Origin of the sequence: Streptomyces sp. NPDC091292, from assembly GCF_044757265.1 — a bacterium.
Classification (GTDB): Bacteria; Actinomycetota; Actinomycetes; order Streptomycetales; family Streptomycetaceae; genus Streptomyces.
The window spans coordinates 33,383-52,251 of sequence record NZ_JBIVUQ010000003.1; the positions used below are offsets into that span (position 1 = coordinate 33,383).

At 70.0% G+C, this 18,869-nt stretch carries 20 protein-coding genes and 1 pseudogene; 14 read left to right on the top strand and 7 right to left on the bottom strand.

Annotation, left to right across the window (positions count from 1 at the left end; all coding sequences use genetic code 11):
- Positions 1-99: 99 nt before the first annotated feature.
- Both ACIQNU_RS11465 and ACIQNU_RS11470 read left to right on the top strand, forming a co-directional pair.
- A complete protein-coding gene (locus ACIQNU_RS11465) occupies positions 100-327 on the top strand; it encodes a hypothetical protein (RefSeq protein ID WP_401364382.1) in 228 nt (75 codons plus the stop codon).
- Positions 320-1,189, top strand: a pseudogene (locus ACIQNU_RS11470) (transcriptional regulator). Before ACIQNU_RS11465 ends, ACIQNU_RS11470 begins: the two are co-directional and overlap by 8 nt.
- An 18-nt stretch (positions 1,190-1,207) precedes the next feature.
- Here the strand turns inward: ACIQNU_RS11470 and ACIQNU_RS11475 are convergent.
- Genes ACIQNU_RS11475 through ACIQNU_RS11485 form a run of 3 tightly spaced genes read right to left on the bottom strand, consistent with a single transcriptional unit; the run spans position 1,208 to position 2,451 of the window.
- Complete coding sequence (locus ACIQNU_RS11475) at positions 1,208-1,399, bottom strand: DUF397 domain-containing protein (RefSeq protein ID WP_401364383.1); 192 nt, start codon at positions 1,397-1,399, stop codon at positions 1,208-1,210.
- Between the two features lie 43 nt (positions 1,400-1,442).
- Positions 1,443-1,664: a DUF397 domain-containing protein gene (locus ACIQNU_RS11480; RefSeq protein ID WP_401364386.1), complete on the bottom strand. Its 222-nt coding sequence runs from the start codon at positions 1,662-1,664 to the stop codon at positions 1,443-1,445.
- The gene (locus ACIQNU_RS11485; RefSeq protein WP_401364389.1) at positions 1,657-2,451 is read right to left on the bottom strand and encodes a Scr1 family TA system antitoxin-like transcriptional regulator; all 795 of its coding nucleotides are present in this window, start codon (positions 2,449-2,451) and stop codon (positions 1,657-1,659) included. Before ACIQNU_RS11485 ends, ACIQNU_RS11480 begins: the two co-directional genes overlap by 8 nt.
- Before the next feature lie 138 nt (positions 2,452-2,589).
- Here ACIQNU_RS11485 and ACIQNU_RS11490 point away from each other — a divergent pair, with 138 nt between their 5' ends.
- The 6 genes from ACIQNU_RS11490 (at position 2,590) to ACIQNU_RS11515 (ending at position 5,683) form a co-directional block, all read left to right on the top strand.
- Positions 2,590-2,829, top strand: a complete 240-nt coding sequence (locus tag ACIQNU_RS11490; protein WP_401364392.1) for a hypothetical protein — start codon at positions 2,590-2,592, stop codon at positions 2,827-2,829.
- Positions 2,826-3,452 (top strand): hypothetical protein, encoded by a 627-nt coding sequence (locus tag ACIQNU_RS11495; protein ID WP_401364394.1) that lies wholly within the window; start codon positions 2,826-2,828, stop codon positions 3,450-3,452. Before ACIQNU_RS11490 ends, ACIQNU_RS11495 begins: the two co-directional genes overlap by 4 nt.
- Before the next feature lie 35 nt (positions 3,453-3,487).
- Complete coding sequence (locus tag ACIQNU_RS11500) at positions 3,488-3,790, top strand: hypothetical protein (RefSeq protein ID WP_401364395.1); 303 nt, start codon at positions 3,488-3,490, stop codon at positions 3,788-3,790.
- A 56-nt stretch (positions 3,791-3,846) separates the two neighbouring features.
- Positions 3,847-4,065 (top strand): hypothetical protein, encoded by a 219-nt coding sequence (locus ACIQNU_RS11505; protein ID WP_401364398.1) that lies wholly within the window; start codon positions 3,847-3,849, stop codon positions 4,063-4,065.
- A gap of 542 nt (positions 4,066-4,607) precedes the next feature.
- On the top strand, positions 4,608-5,255 hold the full coding sequence (locus tag ACIQNU_RS11510; protein ID WP_401364400.1) for a TetR/AcrR family transcriptional regulator: 648 nt from the start codon (positions 4,608-4,610) through the stop codon (positions 5,253-5,255).
- Positions 5,252-5,683 carry a Dabb family protein gene (locus tag ACIQNU_RS11515; protein WP_401364402.1) on the top strand — a complete coding sequence of 144 codons (432 nt, stop codon included), beginning with the start codon at positions 5,252-5,254 and terminating at the stop codon, positions 5,681-5,683. Before ACIQNU_RS11510 ends, ACIQNU_RS11515 begins: the two co-directional genes overlap by 4 nt.
- Before the next feature lie 101 nt (positions 5,684-5,784).
- Here the strand turns inward: ACIQNU_RS11515 and ACIQNU_RS11520 are convergent, their stop codons facing one another.
- The 4 genes from ACIQNU_RS11520 to ACIQNU_RS11535 form a co-directional block, all read right to left on the bottom strand.
- Positions 5,785-6,918 (bottom strand): hypothetical protein, encoded by a 1,134-nt coding sequence (locus ACIQNU_RS11520; protein WP_401364405.1) that lies wholly within the window; start codon positions 6,916-6,918, stop codon positions 5,785-5,787.
- A gap of 68 nt (positions 6,919-6,986) precedes the next feature.
- Positions 6,987-8,144, bottom strand: a complete 1,158-nt coding sequence (locus ACIQNU_RS11525) for an acyltransferase family protein (RefSeq protein ID WP_401365594.1) — start codon at positions 8,142-8,144, stop codon at positions 6,987-6,989.
- Between the two features lie 341 nt (positions 8,145-8,485).
- Positions 8,486-9,823 carry a polysialyltransferase family glycosyltransferase gene (locus ACIQNU_RS11530; protein WP_401364408.1) on the bottom strand — a complete coding sequence of 446 codons (1,338 nt, stop codon included), beginning with the start codon at positions 9,821-9,823 and terminating at the stop codon, positions 8,486-8,488.
- Entirely contained in the window at positions 9,820-10,797 is a 978-nt protein-coding gene (locus ACIQNU_RS11535) for a glycosyltransferase family 2 protein (protein ID WP_401364411.1), read from the bottom strand. Before ACIQNU_RS11535 ends, ACIQNU_RS11530 begins: the two co-directional genes overlap by 4 nt.
- A 198-nt stretch (positions 10,798-10,995) precedes the next feature.
- On the opposite strand from ACIQNU_RS11535, the gene ACIQNU_RS11540 reads away from it, so the two are divergent.
- The 6 genes from ACIQNU_RS11540 (at position 10,996) to ACIQNU_RS11565 (ending at position 18,778) form a co-directional block, all read left to right on the top strand.
- Positions 10,996-12,339, top strand: coding sequence for a DUF6716 putative glycosyltransferase (locus ACIQNU_RS11540; RefSeq protein WP_401364413.1), 1,344 nt, complete (start codon positions 10,996-10,998; stop codon positions 12,337-12,339).
- Positions 12,340-12,404: 65 nt separating this feature from the next.
- Complete coding sequence (locus ACIQNU_RS11545) at positions 12,405-13,793, top strand: cytidylyltransferase domain-containing protein (RefSeq protein WP_401364416.1); 1,389 nt, start codon at positions 12,405-12,407, stop codon at positions 13,791-13,793.
- A gap of 14 nt (positions 13,794-13,807) precedes the next feature.
- Complete coding sequence (locus ACIQNU_RS11550) at positions 13,808-14,746, top strand: N-acetylneuraminate synthase family protein (protein ID WP_401364419.1); 939 nt, start codon at positions 13,808-13,810, stop codon at positions 14,744-14,746.
- A gap of 28 nt (positions 14,747-14,774) precedes the next feature.
- Positions 14,775-16,076, top strand: coding sequence for a hypothetical protein (locus ACIQNU_RS11555; RefSeq protein ID WP_401364421.1), 1,302 nt, complete (start codon positions 14,775-14,777; stop codon positions 16,074-16,076).
- Between the two features lie 124 nt (positions 16,077-16,200).
- On the top strand, positions 16,201-17,478 hold the full coding sequence (locus ACIQNU_RS11560; RefSeq protein WP_401364424.1) for an amidohydrolase: 1,278 nt from the start codon (positions 16,201-16,203) through the stop codon (positions 17,476-17,478).
- A 250-nt stretch (positions 17,479-17,728) separates the two neighbouring features.
- Entirely contained in the window at positions 17,729-18,778 is a 1,050-nt protein-coding gene (locus ACIQNU_RS11565; protein WP_401364427.1) for a BMP family protein, read from the top strand.
- Positions 18,779-18,869: the final 91 nt, after the last annotated feature.

The window sequence follows — 18,869 nt, forward strand, 5'->3', positions numbered from 1 at the left end:
GGTGCGCCGAAGAAGCACTGCGGTACGCCCACTCGGCCGCGGTCGCCATGGGGCGGGGAGTTCGCCCCGCGTGACGACGTCTTGCAGGCGTACGGTCCGGTGACCGTGGCCTTGAAGCGGTCCGAGAACGCGATGATCGCCGACAAGCCGGACGTGGTCCTCAAGCTGTCGGCGCGTATCCCGACGGGCGGCATGCGACCGACCTCCAACAACCGGCACACGCCCGCGCGCGGGACTATCACGAGCACGGTCGAGGTCTTGCAGCGCCGTCAGAGGGCTTCGCTGTTCTCCTGGCCGGTGGTCGCCGTACTCTCGGACCATGGCTGAGCACCTGGGAGACCGGTGGCTTGAGCAGAAACGCAAACACAGCGCGCGCTTACCGACTTTGCATGCCTTGGCCCAGGGACTCGGTGTCGAGTTGACTTCCCTGCTCGGTGATCCGCCAGGGGTTCCGGCGGGAGATCGCCGACGCGTGGACGCTCTACCACGGCGCGGAGTTCGGTCGGCTGATGGAAGTGCTGCCCGGCATCATCCATGACGCCCGCTTCACGGCATCGGTCGGCAGCGGGGACGAACGGTCGGCCGGGCAGGCGGCCTTGGGCAAGGCCCTCCAGTTGGCCGGCCACCTCGCCATCCGGCTCGGCAAGACGGACTTCGCGCTGAGTGCGCTGGAGCGTGCGATGAACGCCGCCGAGGGCGTCCGTGTATGGGGCGGCCTGCTGATGTCGGCGGCGACGAGCGCGGCCCGCTCGGGCGACTACGACACCGCGAGCGACATGATGACGACGGCCGAGAAGGCGACGACGCGGCTGGCCGCGCTTCCGCCTGCGGTCAACGGCCGTATGAGGTGTCGGTGTTCAGCCGCTCGTCCGTACGCATCGAGCGCGTACGCCTGGCCGTACAGCACGCCCGCCCCCAAGAGGCACTGAACCTCGCCCAGGGCATGCGCCTCAGCGCCGACACCCCGCCGTCATGGCGTACATGGCTTCTGCTGGATGTCGCCCGCGCCCACACGGACCTCGGCAACGCCGAAGGCGCGGTGAAGGCGCTGACGCGACTCCGCGAGATCGCCCCGGCCTGGATGCGGCACCACACCCTGGCGGTCTCGATAGTGAACGACCTGTGGGCCCTACCGAATCACCCGCCAGGGCTCCGCAAACTCGCGGAGTTCCTTGGAGTCACCAGCTAGGGCAGCGCGCGTGCGGGATCAGACCGACAGACCCTTCACATGGGTCACGAAGGCTGACCACGCTGTCCCTGCGATGACCAGAGCGGGACCGGTCGGCGCCTTGCTGTCCCGGACCGGGACGCCGCCGTCGTGGCCGTCGATGGGAAGTGACTCGTGCTCTGGCCGGGGATTGCTCAGCGCCAGATGGCGGGTGGTGCTGCGAGGCTCCATCGCGGCGGACGATGGGGCCTGGGTGAGAGTTTGAGGTGAGGCTTCAGTTTCCGAGGTGCGGGTCCTGGACGGCCGACACGAACGACGACCATGCGGACGGTTCGATGACGAGCGCCGGACCGTGCGGGTTCTTGGAGTCGCGGACCGGAACTCCGGACGGGTACCCATCCAGCACCTCGACGCAGCTTCCGGCCTCACTGTTGCTGTACGACGACTTGCGCCAGCCGCTCAGTATGGAGGCGTCCGTGATCGTGTGCTCAGTCATGGTGTCCGTATTCCTTTGCTGTCGTCCTCAGTAGGGCGAGTGACTCTCGCAGAGGCAGCGCGTCGCTCAGTGCGAGAGCGTATCGCCCTTGAAGTTGCTCAAGCGCTGCCGGAGAGTCGTGCACCTTCCCGATGCGCGAGCCTTCGCTGTAGGCGACGGGGGGTTGGTCCTCGAACCACATCAGCGTCAACATGCTCTGCATGAGCGGGTGCACCCCCAACCCGAAGGGCATCACATGCACACGCACCCGTCCGACCTCGGCCAGGCGCACGATGTGCGTGAGCTGCTCGGCCATGACCTTCGGTCCACCCACCGGGCGCCGTAACACGGACTCGTCCAACAGAGCCCAGACTACGGGTGTCAGGGGATCGTCGAGAATCCTGCCGCGTGCAAGGCGTGCGACGAGCGTCTTGTCACGCTCCGCCTCACTGAACGGGGGATATGCGGCGTTCAGGACCGTACGGGCGTACGGCTCCGTCTGAAGGATGCCGGGCACGAACGAGATCGCGAACTCGTGGATCACCTTGGCTTGTTGTTCGAGGACGCGTGCCGGTTCGAAATAGTCGGCCACCTCCTGGTCACTTTCGGGACGGAAGTTGCTGAGCACATTTCCTGTGTTCAGCGCCCGATCCAGCCTCAGTGCGTCCTCCACGGACGGGATGCGGCGTCCCGCCTCGATGTGCGAGATGTGCGAGCGGGTCATCAGGGCGGCATCGGCCAACTCCTGTTGCGTGAGACCCGCAGCCTCCCGCTGTTCCCTCAGCCAGTTGCCGTAAGCAGTACCCATAGCCTGACTCCCCTTTGCGACAAGTCGCTTGTCACCCGGTTCCTACTGGTCAGAGTGAGCGTCGCCACTCGACTCTAGTTCTACACAACGTGATTGCTCGATTGCGGGCAGACAGAAAAAGAGACCTAGGGAGCGGCGATGGCGAGGCAGGTGGAGGCAAATCCGGTGGTTCCGGAGCGCGGGGCGGTCGTGTACGACCCCGGAACACACAAGGTGGGGGAGTACCGGGACCGCGCCGGGCCCTACGTCATGCTGCGCCCCGTGGGTGGCGGTCGCGAATGGGAAGCCGATCCCGCTCGCATCCGCCCCGCCACCCCCACCGAACGCCTCAGCGCCGCCGTCAAAGCCGCCAACCAGCGGGCGGAGCGCGCCGTATGAGTACCCGCTCCGTCATCCGCCACGAGCGGTGGACCCTCGAACCCGACCTAGAACCGGACGCCGAAGCCACCACGTACGCCATGCAATGCGCCGTATGCGAAGCCGCCTCGGACACCGACGAAGACTTCGCCGACCCCCAGAACTGGGCCCTCAACCACAGCGGGCGCAACCCCTCTCACCACTCCTACCGCGAAATCACCACCCAGCCCTGGCGCACCTGGATGCACACGGCCCCCGTGCGCTGGGGATTCGACGTGGGCGACGTCGTCTGGGACGACCACGCGCGCCGCCGAGGGGTGGTCACCGTCCGCAACGGCGGCTCCGTACGTCTCTCCGGCGACTCCGGCCAGGAATGGATCACCGACATCGACTCGGTCGCCACCTACCCGACCGACCTCGACCCCGACTGCCCGGCAGGCGCCGTGGCGATGAAGGTCGGGCCGGACAGTGTGCGGATCGGCGACCGCGTACGCGTACAGGGACAGATCCACGCGGTCCACGACCTCCGGCCCCCCGTCAACAACACCTCCCGCACCCTCGTACTCCCCGGCCACGGCGACTGGACCATGAACCAGCCCCGCATCATCTACCGACCCCTCACCCCACCCCCGGCCACCCCATGAAACGCTGCACCAGCCAATTCGCACCCCCACCCGACATGCAGACCGAAGCCTGCCGCCTCGCAGGCGTCTACGCCGACGACGACGCCGCCCTCGTCCTCGAATGCGAACTCCACGAGCACGACGAGTACGACGAGCACCACGCCGCCGGCATCATCGAGGCCCAGGACGAGACCGGCCGTATGACCTGGGTCTGGTGGCGCGCCGGGGTCGAAATGCGCGACACCTGCCCGATCAGCTCCCACCCTGACCACCCTGACCACCCCGACCACCACGACCGCGTCGACCACGAAGCATGCGGGCTCTTCGCCGGTCATCCGGGCCCCCACACCTGGGAATGAATCCGACGGGTCGGGTCCCGCTACGCTGCTCCTCCCACGTCCGACAAGGGGGAACAGTGGCTGACGACGCCGACTACCTCGCCGAAGAGGCGGTCAACGCGGAACTGACCCGCCGTATCGACGAGTTGACCAACCTCGTCCTGGAGGCCGAGGCGGCCCTCGGGGAGGTACTGGAGGTCGTCCAACGCCAGTCGCCGCCCCGGACCGAGGACTCCGCCGCCTCGACCCCGGACACCCCGGCCTTCCAGGCCGACGAGGCCGACGACAGGACCTAGGTCGTCTGTGAAAGTGCTGGTCACAGCCGTTCGTTGATGGCGCGACCAGCACGGTCGCTTCGCAGCGGACGGCGACTTCGTCGCACCTTGTGGCGACGGTCCCGTGGCGCTTGAGGCGCCTGATCCCGCGCCGGCCCTCGCCCACTCCCTCGCGCGCGCCGCATCATCGCCTGATCGGTCCCCGCAACGAACATGCCCGCACCGGACGGTCTCAGGATCGGAAATCGCGCGCCCACGCGCAGGATCCACGACTGGTCCCGAAGGCCGCCCCGCCGAACCAACCGGCCACTGGGCGATCGTCCTGCTCGATCCGAGCCGGCGGAATTCCCCATGCGGCGCAGTCCTGGTTCTCACGCCGGTAGACGAGGACGCCGCCCCAGGGCGTCATTGATCCCGCCGACGACATGAGATGTCTCCAGCCGGGCCCACTGTCCGTTCGTCGTCGGATCCCAGCGCTTCGTCGGTCTCGACCCCCCTTGACATAAGCGGGGTTGAGGAAAATACTAACGCCGTTAGGTCATCTAACGGCGTTAGGGTTTCAGATGGGTAAGCGGGAAGAGGTTCGTCGGCGGACGTTCGCCGAGATCCTGGACACTGCCGGCCGCATGGCGGAGGCCGAGGGCTGGCAGGCCGTGACGATCCGGCGGATCGCCGCCGAGATCGGCTACAGCGCGCCGGTGATCTACCAGCACTTCCCGAGCAAAAGCGCCGTGCTGCGAGAGCTGCTGGAACGGGCCAATGCCGACCTGCTGGAGCGGATGCAGTCCGCGGTGACGGACGGGCCGTCGTCGCGGGCCCCGTATCTGGCGGCAGCCGCGTACCTGGAGTTCGCTCGTTCGCAGCCCGGTCCGTATCAGCTCGTGTCGGGCGGGGCCGGCACAGACATCGACGCTTCCACCCGCCGCGCAGCCGCCGCCGAAGTGCTCGCCTTCACCAGGCGCGTCGTCCGTGCCTGGGCGGCCGAGACCGGAGCCGAGCCGGTCGACCTCGACGACGCCTGCGACCTGCTGTGGGGCACGCTGCACGGTCTCGCCGGCATCGGGTCGATCGAGGACGTCGGATTCGACCGCGCCCTGCACCTGGCCGAACAGGCGGTGTCGGCGCTGCTCGGCTACTGGTCCGCCCCGCCCCCGAACGCCCGCGCGCACCGCACGTCTGCCGATCGTCCGAAAGTCAGGGGAGAGAAATGATCTACCACCACAACCGTTTCACCTTCAAGAAGACCGCCACCGCCGAGCAGCGCGAGGAGGCCCTTGCGAGCCTGCGTCATCAGGGCGAGTCGATCGACGCGGTCACGCGATACGTCGTCGGCAGGGATATCGGCGGCGCGTTCGAGTACGGCGCCGTGTTCGTCCTCGGAGACCTCGACGGGTACTGGGAGTACCTCATGGCGCCCTCGCACGCCCACACCGACCGGATCGGCCTGCCGCTGGTCGAAACCTTCGTCTCCTACGACACCACCGACAGCGACGACCCCGACATAGCCCGGAAGATCGCCGAGCTTCACGAGCGCCGCTACGCGGGCGACCCGGCCCTCACGAAACTGGTGACCGACCTGCCCTCCTACAGCGGCAGCGGCGCACCGTCCCCCACCCGGCAGCAGATGGGTGAACGCTGAGGGATCGGCGGCCGAACCCGGAAGACGCCGAGCACTGTGCCGCCACGACGCCCGGGGGAGTCACGCCCGGGGGAGTCACACCCCCCGGGCGATCTGACCGGCTACCGGGCAGGACCCTGGCGGGTGTTGCCTTGAGGCGCCTGCCCCCAGGGCTGCTGGGTGGCGGACGTGGCCGGATAGGCGGTCGGCTGCCCCTGGTGCCGGTAGGAACCGGTGGCCCGGCCTGCGGCGGACTGCTCGGGCAGATAGGCCCCCGCCCCCACCCCGGCCCCGTACGGCGCGACCGTCAGCCCCTGCATCCCCGCCGACAGCGAGTCCGTGCCGGACAGGTACGGCGCGGCACTGTTCACCGGAGCAGCCGCGAGGCCGGCCGTGTCGAATGCCGTGTAATTGCCGGACGCCGCGTAGTTGTCGGGCGCCGCGTAGCCGCCGAAGTCGACGTACTCGCGGGAAGACTCCGCGAGCAACGCGTCCATGTCCACCCCGTCGAACATCGGCGCCTGCTGCTGGGCTCCGTACGCCGACCCGATCTGCCCGCCCTGCGACAGCGAAGCGTCGTCCGCGCCGAACTCCTCCGCGCGAAACGCCGCCCGCAGGTTGTAGTGCATCCCCATCGCCGTGCCGTAGTCGTTGACCACGACCCCTGCGGCAAGCGCCTTCATCTGTACGGCGCGATCCATCATGTCGAGCGAAGGGTCGGCCAGGAACGGCGGCACCGCGCTTCCTGAAGGGCCGTGCGCCGACTGCGGTGTGTTCAGCCGCACCACCACCGCGTCCTGGCCCTGCCCGGCCGATTCCGGATGCAGCGCCACCCGCAACCCCACCGGCGGCATGTCCGGCCACCCCGCCATGCGCTCCCGGTAGGTCTCGTACACCTCCAGCGCCGCGATCTCCGGTATCAGGGACGGCACGTCAGCGGGCGCGGCTCCCCTGTCCTGCCGCTGCGCACTGTCCTGCCGTTGTTCCCGTTGTCCCCGTTGTCCCCGTTGCTGCGGCGGCTCCGCCGTGCCGTCCTTGCGGTTCTTCCGCAGCTCCCGCATCTTGTCCCGCTGACGCTCCCTCCTCTTCGCGGCGGCGTCCGGGTTCTGCTCCAGCTTCTCCCGCTCCCGCTCCCACCCCGGCTTCGCCTGCTCCTTCCGCCGGGGAATCGGCCCGTCCGCCCGCCGTTCCCCGTACCGTTCCCTCGGCTCCGGCGCCTTCCGCTTCTCTTTCCCACCCGTGCGATCCGGTGACATGGCGCTCTCCGTCCTCTCGCTTTCCCGGAAGCCCCCCACCACCACGACGGGCCGCATCGCTGCCCGGTTCAGCGCCCGGCGCCCCCGCCGACCGGAACCTTCGCCTCACCAGCCGCCCCCGCCCCCGACACCCCCGAAGACAACAACCTCCGTATCAACGGCGTCATCCACCCCTCCACATACCGGTACAACACCCACGCCAGCACCAGCATCGCCAGAATCGTCAGCGGCAGCGTCGCGTACGCCGGGATGCCCAGGGTCCGGTGCAGCGCACCGATCACCACCCAGCCCAGGTGTTCGTGCACCAGATAGAAGGGGTAGGTGAGGGCGCCCGCCAGCGTCAGCCACCGCCAGTTCGCCCACTGGAACTTGCCCAGCGCGATCGCGCCGACCAGGACGAAACCCGCCGTCACGATCAGGATGATCACGGCCGACGACCGGTACGAGAAGGCGCGCGGGTCCGGCTCGTGCCACAGACCCGCCACCGCGTAGTGCTGCCCGATCAGCCAGCTCACGCCGACGATGCCCCAGGCGGTCGCGTCCCGGCGGTTGCGGTGCAGCAGGTAGAGGCCGATGCCGCCGATGAAGAAGGGCGCGTACTCGGGCATCAGGACCAGCTTCAGGAACGGTTCGCCCGACGCCTGCGCCAGCGCCGCCGCCAGTGTCCAGACCGCGCAGAACAGGACCACGCGGCGCCGGGTCGCCCCGGGCAGCACCACGCACAGGGCGAAGAGCGCGTAGAAACGGATCTCCGCCCAGAGGGTCCAGCAGACGCCGAGGACCCGGCTCACCCCCAACGGCTGCTGGAGCATCGTCAGATTCACCAGCGCGTCGCTCGGCGACACCGCCTTGTACGCGACGACCGGCAGCGCGAACACCGCCGTCACGATCAGGATCGCCGCCCAGTACGACGGCAGCAGACGGGAGGCGCGCGAGGCGAAGAACGAGCGCAGCGGGCGGCCCCAGCCGCTCATGCAGATCACGAAACCGCTGATCACGAAGAAGATCTGCACGCCGAGACAGCCGTACGCGAACCACGGGTGCAGCGTCGGGAACTGGTCCCTGGGCGAGGTACCCCACGCCCGGGACACATCGCCGCCCCGGCCCCCGTAGTGGTACAGCGCCACCATCAGCGCGGCGATCAGCCGCAATCCGTCCAGGGCCCGCAGCCGACCGCCGCCGGACTTCTTGCTCGCCGCCTCGGAAGCGGCGGCTCCTCCGGAAATGCCGGCGCCCTCGGAAACGGCGGGCCGCGTGACCCGTGTCCGCAGCGTCTCGGTCCGCAGCGTGTCGGTCACGGTGTTAACCCCTGTGCGTAGCTGTTCCGTGCTTGATCGGATTCTTCCGGGCCGTGCCGACACCTTTTCGAAGTTCGTCCGAATGCGGGGCGCGCGGCCATTTTCAGCACACCTTAGGGCGGCCCACAGGAAACTCCTGTTCGAGGAGGCCACCATTTACCCGACGGAAGTCATGTGTTCATCTGTGTGTCGCTTTGTGAAATGCGACCGGGGGGTGAGAGCCGTGGTCGGCTCTCACCCCCCGGAGGGTCACTGCACGGGTCGGCCCGTCAGCTCAGCGCCCGCTTCAGGCTGCGCGCCTTGCGCGCGACCCGCCGCACGGTCGCGTTGCGCGGCAGGAACGACAACTGCGCGGGCAGCGCGCCCGGCAGGGCGAGCGTGGTGAGCCTGCGTCGCTTGAAGTACCGCCAGGTGCGCTCGTTCAGATGGGCCGTCAGATACTTCTCGGCGTCCGCCCGGCGGTCCGGATAGACCTTCGGCTGCATCGCGAAACCGACCGCCACCACCAGACCGTTCAGCTCGTCGCCGGCCTTCCCGATCCGCTGCTCCTCGACGGCCTTGCGGTTCGTCAGGTCCGGCAGCAGCACGTCCACCAGGGTCAGCGGGACCCGGTTGCTGTTCTGGTACGGCGTGAGCCGGTCAAGGAGCGTGTCCGTGCCGACCCGCGCCACCGGCAGCCCGTACAGCGCGGACGCGGTGAGCAGCGCCGTGGAGAAGCAGCCGACGACCAGCGCGGGCCGCATCCGCTGGTACAGCACCTCGGCGAGTACCGGCGAGTCCAGGACGGTCAGTTCGACGCCCAGCTTCTCGGCCTCCGCCTCAAGCCCCCGTGACCAGCGGGCCGGCGCCGTCGGATGCGGCTTGAACACGATCCGCCGGTGGCCGAGGTCGACCGCGCCGCGCAGCATCCGCAGATGCAGGTCCTCCTCCTGCTCGTCGGTGAGGATCTCCAGCGCCGAGAGGTACTGGCCGAGCAGCAGCGCCGGGGTCTCCAGGTCCGGCAGCGCGGCGGCCGACACGTCGTCGCCGAGTTCGCCGAGGACCTTCAGGAAGGCGTCCGTGGGGACGATCTCGGGCCGTACGCCGAACTCGGTGAGGAGGAGCGGGGTCAGGCCCGGGACGAGGTCCAGGTGCAGCAGGCGCCGTACCCGGGTGCCGACCAGCGGGTCGAGCTTGTTGCGGGTCGGCCCGTAGCTCATCAGGCCGTCGGCGTAGACCTCGATCGGGGCGCCGGTGAAGATCTGCGCCACGGCCATCGCCGGGTTGACCTGGATGGACTCCACGACCAGCGAGACGTCGTCGTCGCCGAGCCGCCAGGCGAGCCGCAGATGCCGCTCCCACAGCGGGACGTCGTCCGCGCGCACCGCCCAGGCGCCCGGGTGGAACGGGGCGATCGTCTCGTTCCACGACAGGATCTCGTCGAAGCGGCCCCGCAGCCGCTCGAAGCCCGGCATCTCGTCCAGCGACGGCGAGGTCTCCGGGGTCGCCGCATTGTTCGCGACGAGCAGCACGTTCCGGTCGGCCGGGCCGAAACAGTCGGCGTCCAGGGCGGCGGCGAGGGTCGCCGCGCCGTAGAGCGTGGACGAGAGGAAGATACGGGTGGTCACGCGGCCACCCCCGCCGGGGCGGGACGGCGGCGCAGCCGGCGCAGGCGCGTGGCGCGCTGGAGATCCATGGAGTCCAGCGCCTCGTCCAGGTAGGGCTGAGGCATCCGCTTCAGCGCCCCCGCGCTCAGGGCCTTCAGTTTGCGCGCCACGGGGGGTTCGAACCTTTCGATGGATCCCAGATGATGGGAAATGATCGCGCAATAGGTGCGCACGGCCTTGGGCAGCAGTTTCTCGGCGTCGGCGTCCTCTGACGTCTCCTGGATGACCTCGTCGAACGCACGAATGAAATCGAGCTGGCGTACGTCACCGATCTGGGTGAGCGACGACGCGACCCCGCGCCGGTAGAAGACGCCGAGCAGATTGACGGCCGCGAAGGATTCCGCCTCGCGGTGCAGCCGCCAGATCCACGGCCGGTCCTCGGCGGTACGCAGCCCGTCCGTGAAATGGATGAGGCCCTTGTCGACCAGACGGCGGTGGTAGACCCCGGCCCAGGCGTAGGCGTAGTCGACGGACGTCGTCCGGTCGGCGGGCAGAATGGCGTCGCGGGGCCGCATGACCTCGCCGCGCCTGCCGTGCGGCACGCGGTGGATCGAACGGGCCCGGCCGGTGCACTGGACATGGTCGGTACGGACGAAGTCGCACCCCAGGTCCTCGACGGCGGACAGGAGTTGGGGGTAGTACCCGGGGGCGAGCCAGTCGTCGCCGTCCAGGAAGGTGAGGTACTCGCCGCGGGCCGCGTCGATTCCCGTGTTGCGGGCGGTCGCGAGGCCGCCGTTCTGCTCGTGTCTCAGGAGGACGGCGCCGGGGAGGTCCCGCGACGCCCGCTCCAGGATGTCCGGGGTCTCATCCTTCGAACAGTCGTCGACGAGGATGAATTCGAAGTCGTCGCGAGCGTTCGCACGCAGACTTCTCAGAGTGTCTGGCGCGTATTGCTGCACGTTGTAGAACGGCACGATGACGGAGAGCTTGACCACCCCGCCGACGTTAGAGGGGGGTCCGGCATTCGTCTTGACTCGCGGTGAGATACCAGGTGAACGAAGCGTGTCGGATTCGTGAACCGCCCGGATTTCTGTGTGATTCCGAGCCGGAATCCCCATTCGTCGACCCGCTGTTAACCCTTTGTTGTATTTGGGTTCGGCGGGACAACGGAAACGCTTCCTACCGTCTTCCGGGTGCCAGCAAGTACAGGGAAGTCCCCGCGCGTCGCCGTCCTCGCCGACTCCGACACCCGATGGAAGTGGGGTGCGCTCACCGCGAACCGCCTCGTCGAGGGCAGCCGTATAGACGGGTTCCTGCTGCGCGGCCGGGCCACGCCCACCGCCCGCCAGCTCCAGGAGGTCGCCGTCCACGCGGACTCCCTCCGGGAGGTCACCGCGGTCGAGTTCCTGCGCGCGATGGGCAGAACGGACGTATCCGATGGAGAGGCCGGGGCTGAGGCTCCGCAGGACGCCCCGTACGACGTGGTCGTGCTCGCCCTCGTCGGCGGCGCCGTCCAGGCCATGCTGCACGGTCTCGGGTACGCCTGGCGGGACCGCGAGCGCCGGCCCGTGGTCGTCACCGGCTATGTCGGCGTCGTCTACGAGAAGCTCGCCGACGGCCTGCTCCTGCGGCACGGCGCCGACCTCGTCCTCGCCAACTCACGCCAGGACGCCGAGCGCTTCCGCGACGTGTACGAGGGTGTCGGCGCCGACGCCTCGTCGGTCGTGGAGACCGCGCTGCCGTTCCTCGGCGGCGAGCCGCACCGCCCCACCGAGCCGCAGCGGATCGTGTTCGCCGCGCAACCCTCCGTACCGGAGAGCCGCGCCGACCGGATGTACCTCCTGGAGCGGATGGCGGCGCACGCACGGCTGCACCCCGACCGCGAGGTCCTGATCAAGCTGCGCTCCAAGCCCGGTGAGCACACCACACACATCGAGGAACTGCCGTACCAGAAGCTCGCCCAGAACCTTGAGCTGCCCGACAACTGCAAGCTGGCGTACGGGCACATGGGCGAGGTACTCGACACCGCGGACCTGCTGGTCACCATCAGCTCCACCGCGGCCCTCGAATCCCTGCACCGGCGGGTGCCCACCGCGATCCTCACCGACCTGGGGATCCGCGAGGCGCTCGGCAACCACCACTTCATCGGCTCCGGCTGCCTCGCCTCCTGGGACCAGCTCGACAAGGGCCACCGGCCCGAGCCCGACCCCGGCTGGCTGGCCCGGCAGGGCGTCGCCGCCGACGGGGCCTACGCCGGCGCCTTCGACGCGGCCCGCCGCTGGATCGGCGTCCTCACCGAGGGCCGGCCGCTCGCGCCGCTCGCCCCCTACTACAGCCTCACCACCGCCCCCGGCTATCTGCCGCGGATCCTGGCCCGCCACCACCTCGGCCCCGACGGAGCGCCGCTGCCCGGCGCGCCCGCGGCCGACAAGGAGCCCGGCGTCGTACGGCAGGCCGTGCGCCGCGCCGCCCGGGGCGCCTACCGGCACGGGGTGCAGCGCGTCGCCCCCGTCATCCGGCGGATGGGCGAGCTGTGACCCCCACCCCCGTACCTCCCTCGCGACACCGCCTGCCGCGACCCCGTCTGCAAGGAGATCAGTCCATGACCACACCGGAACCGGAAGTGGACGGAGCCGCGCCGGTGCGCCGCGTCCTCGCCGTGATCCCCGCACGCGGGGGATCCAAGGGCGTCCCCGCGAAGAACCTCATGCCGGTCGGCGGGGTGCCGCTGGTGGCGCGCGCGGTCCGCGAGTGCCGGGCGACGCGGCTCGTCACGGACGTCGTCGTCTCCACGGACGACTCCGCGATCGCCGTCGCCGCGCGGCAGGCGGGCGCCGAGGTCGTGATGCGCCCGGCCGCGATCGCCGGGGACACCGCGACCAGCGAGGCCGCCGTCCTGCACGCCATGGACGCCCACGAGACGCTGCACGGCGCCACGGTCGACGTGGTCCTCCTGGTGCAGTGCACCAGCCCCTTCCTGATCCGCGAGGACATCGACGCGGTGGCGGGCGCCGTCGTCGAAGGCGGCGCCGACACCGCCGTGACGGTCGCCCCCTTCCACGGCTTCATCTGGCGCGACGCCGCCGACGAACTCGCCGGCGGACCCTCCGTACCGGGCAGCCGCGCCGCCGCCGACGCGACCCGGGTCGCGAAGGCGCACGCGGCGAAGTCGCTCGGCACGTCCGGCGGACCGTCCGGCGGACCGGCCGTCTCCACCGCGGTCGGCGAGGACACCGCCGCCACCACGCACACCCCGCGCGGCGGCTACGGCGTCAACCACGACAAGTCCTTCCGCCCCCGCCGCCAGGACCGCCCCCAGGACCTCCTGGAGACCGGCGCCGCCTACGCGATGGACGCGGCCGGGTTCCGTACGCACCAGCACCGGTTCTTCGGCCACACCGAACTCGTCCGTACCGACCCCGCGCGGGTCCTGGAGATCGACGACCCGCACGACCTCGCCCGCGCCCGCGCGCTGGCCCCCCTCTTCGACGCGAACAGGGCGGGCTCCCTCCCGTCCCGCGCCGACATCGACGCGGTCGTCCTCGACTTCGACGGCACCCAGACCGACGACCGGGTGCTCATCGACGCCGACGGACGCGAGTTCGTCACCGTGCACCGCGGGGACGGGCTCGGCATCGCGGCCCTGCGCAACGCGGGCCTGACGATGCTGATCCTGTCCACCGAACAGAACCCCGTCGTCGCCGCGCGGGCCCGGAAGCTCAAGATCCCGGTCCTGCACGGCATCGACCGGAAAGACCTCGCACTCAAGCAGTGGTGCGAGGAGCAGGGCATCGCGCCGGAGCGCGTGCTCTACGTCGGCAACGACGTCAATGACCTCCCGTGCTTCGGCCTCGTCGGCTGGCCCGTGGCGGTCGCGAGCGCCCACGACGTCGTGCGCGGCGCCGCACGCGCGGTCACCACCACCCCTGGTGGCGACGGCGCGATCCGAGAGATCGCCGCATGGATCCTCGGCCCCTCCCTCGACAAGTAAGGAACGTCTTCCCCATGAGCACCAACTCCCGCCTGCGTACCCTCGGTTCGAAGACCGCGGGCCCCGGCCACCCCGTCTACGTCACCGGCGAGATCGGCATCAACCACAACGGCGACCTGAACAACGCGTTCGCCCTCATCGACGCCGCCGCCGACGCGGGCTGCGACGCCGTGAAGTTCCAGAAGCGCACCCCGGAGATCTGCACCCCGCGCGACCAGTGGGACATCGAGCGGGACACCCCCTGGGGCCGCATGACCTACATCGACTACCGCCACCGTGTGGAGTTCGGCGAGGACGAGTACCGCCAGATCGACGCGCACTGCAAGAAGCGCGGCATCGACTGGTTCGCATCGCCGTGGGACACCGAGGCCGTCGCGTTCCTGGAGAAGTTCGACATCCCGGCCCACAAGGTCGCGTCCGCTTCCCTCACCGACGACGAGCTGCTGCGCGCCCTGCGCGCCACCGGCCGGACGATCATCCTGTCCACCGGCATGTCGACGCCGAAGCAGATCCGGCACGCGGTCGAGGTCCTCGGCTCCGACAACATCCTGCTCTGCCACGCCACGTCCACCTACCCGGCGAAGGCCGAGGAGCTGAACCTGCGCGTCATCAACACCCTCCAGGCCGAGTTCCCGAACGTCCCGATCGGCTACTCCGGCCACGAGACGGGCCTGCAGACCACCCTCGCCGCCGTCGCGCTCGGCGCCACCTTCGTCGAGCGGCACATCACCCTCGACCGCGCCATGTGGGGCTCCGACCAGGCCGCGTCGGTCGAGCCGCAGGGCCTGACCCGCCTGGTCCGCGACATCCGCACCATCGAGTCCTCGCTCGGTGACGGCGTCAAGAAGGTCTACGAGTCGGAGCTGGGCCCGATGAAGAAGCTGCGCCGCGTCACCGGCGTCGTCGCGGAGGCCGAGATCGCCACCGCCGCCGGCGAGCCGGTCACGGTCTGACGGCCCGGAACACGACGGTCGTACGACCATGAGTCCCCGCGTCGGGCCGGCAGGGCCCACCACCACGCTCGCCTTCGTGGAGAGCCCCGTCCAGCTCCTCAACGTGCTGGAGTGGGCGCACACCCAAGCGCCCACCGCGCCATCGGCGCCGGTCGGCCTCGCCACGTCCGTGCCTCCCCAGACACGGCGAGACAGCCCCACCGTCCCGACCGGGGACTCGCACCACCCGTCGGACCAGGTGTCCGACCCGCACGATTCACGTGGCCCGCACGATGCACGTGACCTTCCTGACGCGCGGGTCCTTCCCGATCCACGGGGTCCGCTCGACGCGTCCGACCCGGCCGACCCACCCCCGGCCTCCCCGGCGGCAGCCGCACTCACCCTGGTGGTCCTCTCGCCCACCGACCCGATGACCCGAGGCCAGCTGCGCCGGATGGCGGAGCTGGCGCGGCGCGAGGGCCACCAGGTCCGCTGGGAGGAGGCGCGCGGCGGGGCCGCCGCCCCCTTCCAGACCATCGGCGGCCTCACCCCGCTGCTGCGCCGCGCCCGGCGGATCGTCATCGGCGACCCGTTCTCGCGCTACGTACAGCTCCTGCTCACCATCACCCGGGCCCGTGACCTCGTCGTCGTGGACGACGGCACCGCCACCATGGAGTTCGTCGCGCAGCTCGCCGGCGGCGAGCGCCTGGTGCGCTGGCACCGGCGCGGCGGCCGTCCTGGCCCCCGCGACCTGGTCTTCGCCCCGGTCTCCGCGTCCGCCCGGCGCCGCCTGACGCCCAGCGCCCGGCGCCGCGTCGAGGTGTTCTCCTCGATGCCGATCGCATCGGCGCCCGACGGCGTCCACGTCACCACCAACGACTTCGCCTGGACCCGCGCCCGCTTCGGGCCGCCCCGCGTCACCCGGGGCGCCGACCTCGTCGGCACCTCGCTCGTCGAGACCGGTGTCGTCGACCCCGACAGCTACCTGGAGGCGGTCCGCGCCCTGGCCCGTACGCACGGCGCCACCCGCTACTTCGCGCACCGCAGGGAATCCACCGAGAAGCTGCACCGCCTGGCCACCGAGGTGGGCCTCGAAGTGGTCCGCCCGGACCTCCCGCTGGAGCTGATCGCCCGCCGGGGCCCCATCGGCCGTACGATCCTGAGCTTCCCGTCGACCGTCGTGCACACGCTGCCCCTGGCGCTCGCGGGCACCGAGGTGACCGTCGCGGTCTGCGACATCGACCCCACCTGGCTCACCGACCACGCCTCACCCCGCGCCCAAGGCTTCCTTTCGGGGGTCACCGGCACCGCGCGCGACGTGCACAGACTCCAGTCCGTGTGCGCGGGGTAACCGAACTTGATACCCACCTCGGGTGACGGTCATGCGCCGTGTGCCAAGAATCGTTACACCAATCTGGCTTAACTTTCCTTGATCACGGCTCAGTTGACCCCCCTGTCGCTTTACCCTTCAAAGGGTGAACCAACTGATGTCCGCCGCGTCCGAGTCCGACACCGGCCACTCCGGGGAATCTCCCCGGGCCGGTGAGCTGCCCGCCCCGCTGACCGGCGCGCTCCCCGGCACTCTGCCGGACGCGCTGCGTGGAGAGCTGATCGCGTTCCGCCGCGACATGCACATGCACCCGGAGCTGGGCAATCAGGAGTTCCGCACCACCGCCGCGCTCAAGGCCCGCCTGGAGGCGGCCGGACTGCGCCCCCGGGTGCTGGGGCTGGGCACCGGACTCATCTGCGACATCGGCGAGCGGGACGGCGTACGCCCCATGCTCGCGCTGCGCGCCGACATCGACGCGCTCCCCATCCCGGACACCAAGACCGGCTGCGCCTACCGCTCGACCGTGCCCGACCGCGCGCACGCCTGCGGCCACGACGTGCACACCACCGTCGTCCTCGGCGCGGGCCTCGTCCTCGCCGAGCTGGACCGCGAGGGCGCGCTGCCGCACCCGGTGCGGCTGATCTTCCAGCCCGCCGAGGAGGTCCTGCCCGGTGGGGCGCCCGACGCGATCGAGTGCGGGGTGCTCGAAGGGGTGGGCCGGATCATCGGAGTGCACTGCGACCCGCGCGTGGACGCCGGGCGCATCGGCCTGCGGCACGGGCCCATCACCTCCGCCTGCGACCGCCTCGAACTCTCCCTCGACGGCCCCGGCGGCCACACCGCACGGCCGCATCTGACGACCGACCTGGTCACGGCCGCCGCCAAGGTCGCCACCGAGGTCCCCGCGCTCGTCGCCCGCCGGGTCGACGCCCGCTCCGGGCTCGCGGTGACCTGGGGCCGTATCGAGGCCGGGCACGCGTGCAATGTGATCCCGCAGCACGCCGAGATGTCCGGCACCGTCCGCTGCCTCGACCTGGACGCCTGGCGGCAGGCGCCCGACCTGGTGCACGCGGCGATCGACGAGATCGCGGGCCTCTACCGCGCCAAGACCGAGATCAACTACATCCGGGGCGTCCCGCCCGTCGTCAATGACGCGGCCGTCACCGAACTCCTCCGCGACGCCATGACGGCCCGCCTCGGCGCCCACTCCATCGAGGACACCGAGCAGAGCCTCGGCGGCGAGGACTTCTCCTGGTATCTGGAGCAGGTGCCGGGCGCGATGGCCCGGCTCGGCGTCCGCACCCCCGGCGAGCGCACCGTCCGCGACCTCCACCAGGGCGATTTCGACGCCGACGAGCACGCCATCACGGTCGGCGTGGAACTGTTCACGGCGGCGGCCCTGCTCGACGCCGACCGGGCCTGAGAACGGGGACGAAAACGGGGACGAAAGGTATGCCGAGAAGCGCCGCCGGCCACCCTGACCGGCGGCGTCATCCGGTCGTAACCAGCCACCGGCATCCTGCCTGTCACCGGACCCGCGCCAGCTGTTCAAGGACCGTTCGCGTCGATACGGTAACGGCTTCGCAAGGGGTCTTTATCTGACATCTACGCGCGTTACGATGCGGCGAAACCAGCGCCGCCGTGGCGCTCAGGTCAGGTTGAAGGAGCCTCCCTTGCGCCGGGTAGCCAAGATCTCAGCTGCGTGTATCGCCACCGCAGCGCTCGCACTTTCCGCCACCGCCTGCGGTAGCACGTCCGATGACAAGAACTCCGGCTCGGACTCCGGGGACAAGGGCACCAAGATCGGTCTCGCCTTCGACGTCGGCGGCCGTGGTGACCACTCCTTCAACGACTCCGCCGCGCGCGGCGCCGACAAGGCCAAGAAGGAGTTCGGCGGTGAGCTGAAGGAGCTGACCGCGAAGAACGGCGACACCGAGGCCGACCGCGAGCAGCGCCTCACGGACCTCGCCGCCGCCGGCTACAACCCCGTCGTGGGTGTCGGCTTCTCCTACGCGAAGGCCATGACGGCCGTCGCCGCCAAGTACCCCAAGACCTCCTTCGGCATCGTCGACTCGGTCGTGGACGCCAAGAACGTCGACAGCATCACCTTCACCGAGGAGCAGGGTTCCTACCTCGCCGGTGTCGCCACGGCGCTGAAGACCAAGAAGGACCACGTCGGCTTCATAGGCGGTGTCGACATCCCGCTGATCAAGAAGTTCGAGGCGGGCTTCGTCCAGGGCGTCGAGGAGACCAACCCGAAGGTCAAGGTCGACGTCCAGTACCTGAGCCACGGCACCGACCTCTCCGGCTTCGCCAGCCCCGACAAGGGCAAGGAAGCCGCACAGGGCATGCTCGACAAGGGCGCTGACGTGGTCTACACGGCGGCCGGCTCCTCCGGCGGCGGCGCCATCGAGGCCGTCAGCGGCGTCAAGGGCGCGTGGGCGATCGGCGTGGACTCGGACCAGTACGCCATCCCGGGTCTCGCGAAGTACAAGGACTCGATCCTCACCTCGGTCGTCAAGAACGTCGACATCGGCGTCTACGAGCTGATCAAGTCCGTCAAGGACGGCAAGCCGATCACCGGCACCAACACCTACTCCCTCGCCGAGGACGGTGTCTCGCTCTCCCCGAGCGGTGACTTCCTCAAGGACATCCAGGCCAAGCTGGACGAGGCGAAGCAGAAGATCATCGACGGCCAGATCAAGGTCAAGACGACTCCGTGATCTGAGGGTCGGGGCCGGTCGCTCAGCGGGGCCGGCCCGTTCGACCACGGCTCGGCGAGGGGGAGCGCGAGCGCTCCTTCTCGCCGAGCCA

Bases quoted from the DNA above. Each gene is read 5' to 3' on its own strand.
- ACIQNU_RS11520 (WP_401364405.1), bottom strand. From the start codon at position 6,918: ATGTCACCGGATCGCACGGGTGGGAAAGAGAAGCGGAAGGCGCCGGAG.
- ACIQNU_RS11475 (WP_401364383.1), bottom strand. From the start codon at position 1,399: ATGGAGCCTCGCAGCACCACCCGCCATCTGGCGCTGAGCAATCCCCGG.
- ACIQNU_RS11555 (WP_401364421.1), top strand. From the start codon at position 14,775: ATGAGTCCCCGCGTCGGGCCGGCAGGGCCCACCACCACGCTCGCCTTC.
- ACIQNU_RS11550 (WP_401364419.1), top strand. From the start codon at position 13,808: ATGAGCACCAACTCCCGCCTGCGTACCCTCGGTTCGAAGACCGCGGGC.
- ACIQNU_RS11485 (WP_401364389.1), bottom strand. From the start codon at position 2,451: ATGGGTACTGCTTACGGCAACTGGCTGAGGGAACAGCGGGAGGCTGCG.
- ACIQNU_RS11515 (WP_401364402.1), top strand. From the start codon at position 5,252: ATGATCTACCACCACAACCGTTTCACCTTCAAGAAGACCGCCACCGCC.
- ACIQNU_RS11490 (WP_401364392.1), top strand. From the start codon at position 2,590: ATGGCGAGGCAGGTGGAGGCAAATCCGGTGGTTCCGGAGCGCGGGGCG.
- ACIQNU_RS11480 (WP_401364386.1), bottom strand. From the start codon at position 1,664: ATGACTGAGCACACGATCACGGACGCCTCCATACTGAGCGGCTGGCGC.
- ACIQNU_RS11545 (WP_401364416.1), top strand. From the start codon at position 12,405: ATGACCACACCGGAACCGGAAGTGGACGGAGCCGCGCCGGTGCGCCGC.
- ACIQNU_RS11510 (WP_401364400.1), top strand. From the start codon at position 4,608: ATGGGTAAGCGGGAAGAGGTTCGTCGGCGGACGTTCGCCGAGATCCTG.
- ACIQNU_RS11500 (WP_401364395.1), top strand. From the start codon at position 3,488: ATGCAGACCGAAGCCTGCCGCCTCGCAGGCGTCTACGCCGACGACGAC.
- ACIQNU_RS11495 (WP_401364394.1), top strand. From the start codon at position 2,826: ATGAGTACCCGCTCCGTCATCCGCCACGAGCGGTGGACCCTCGAACCC.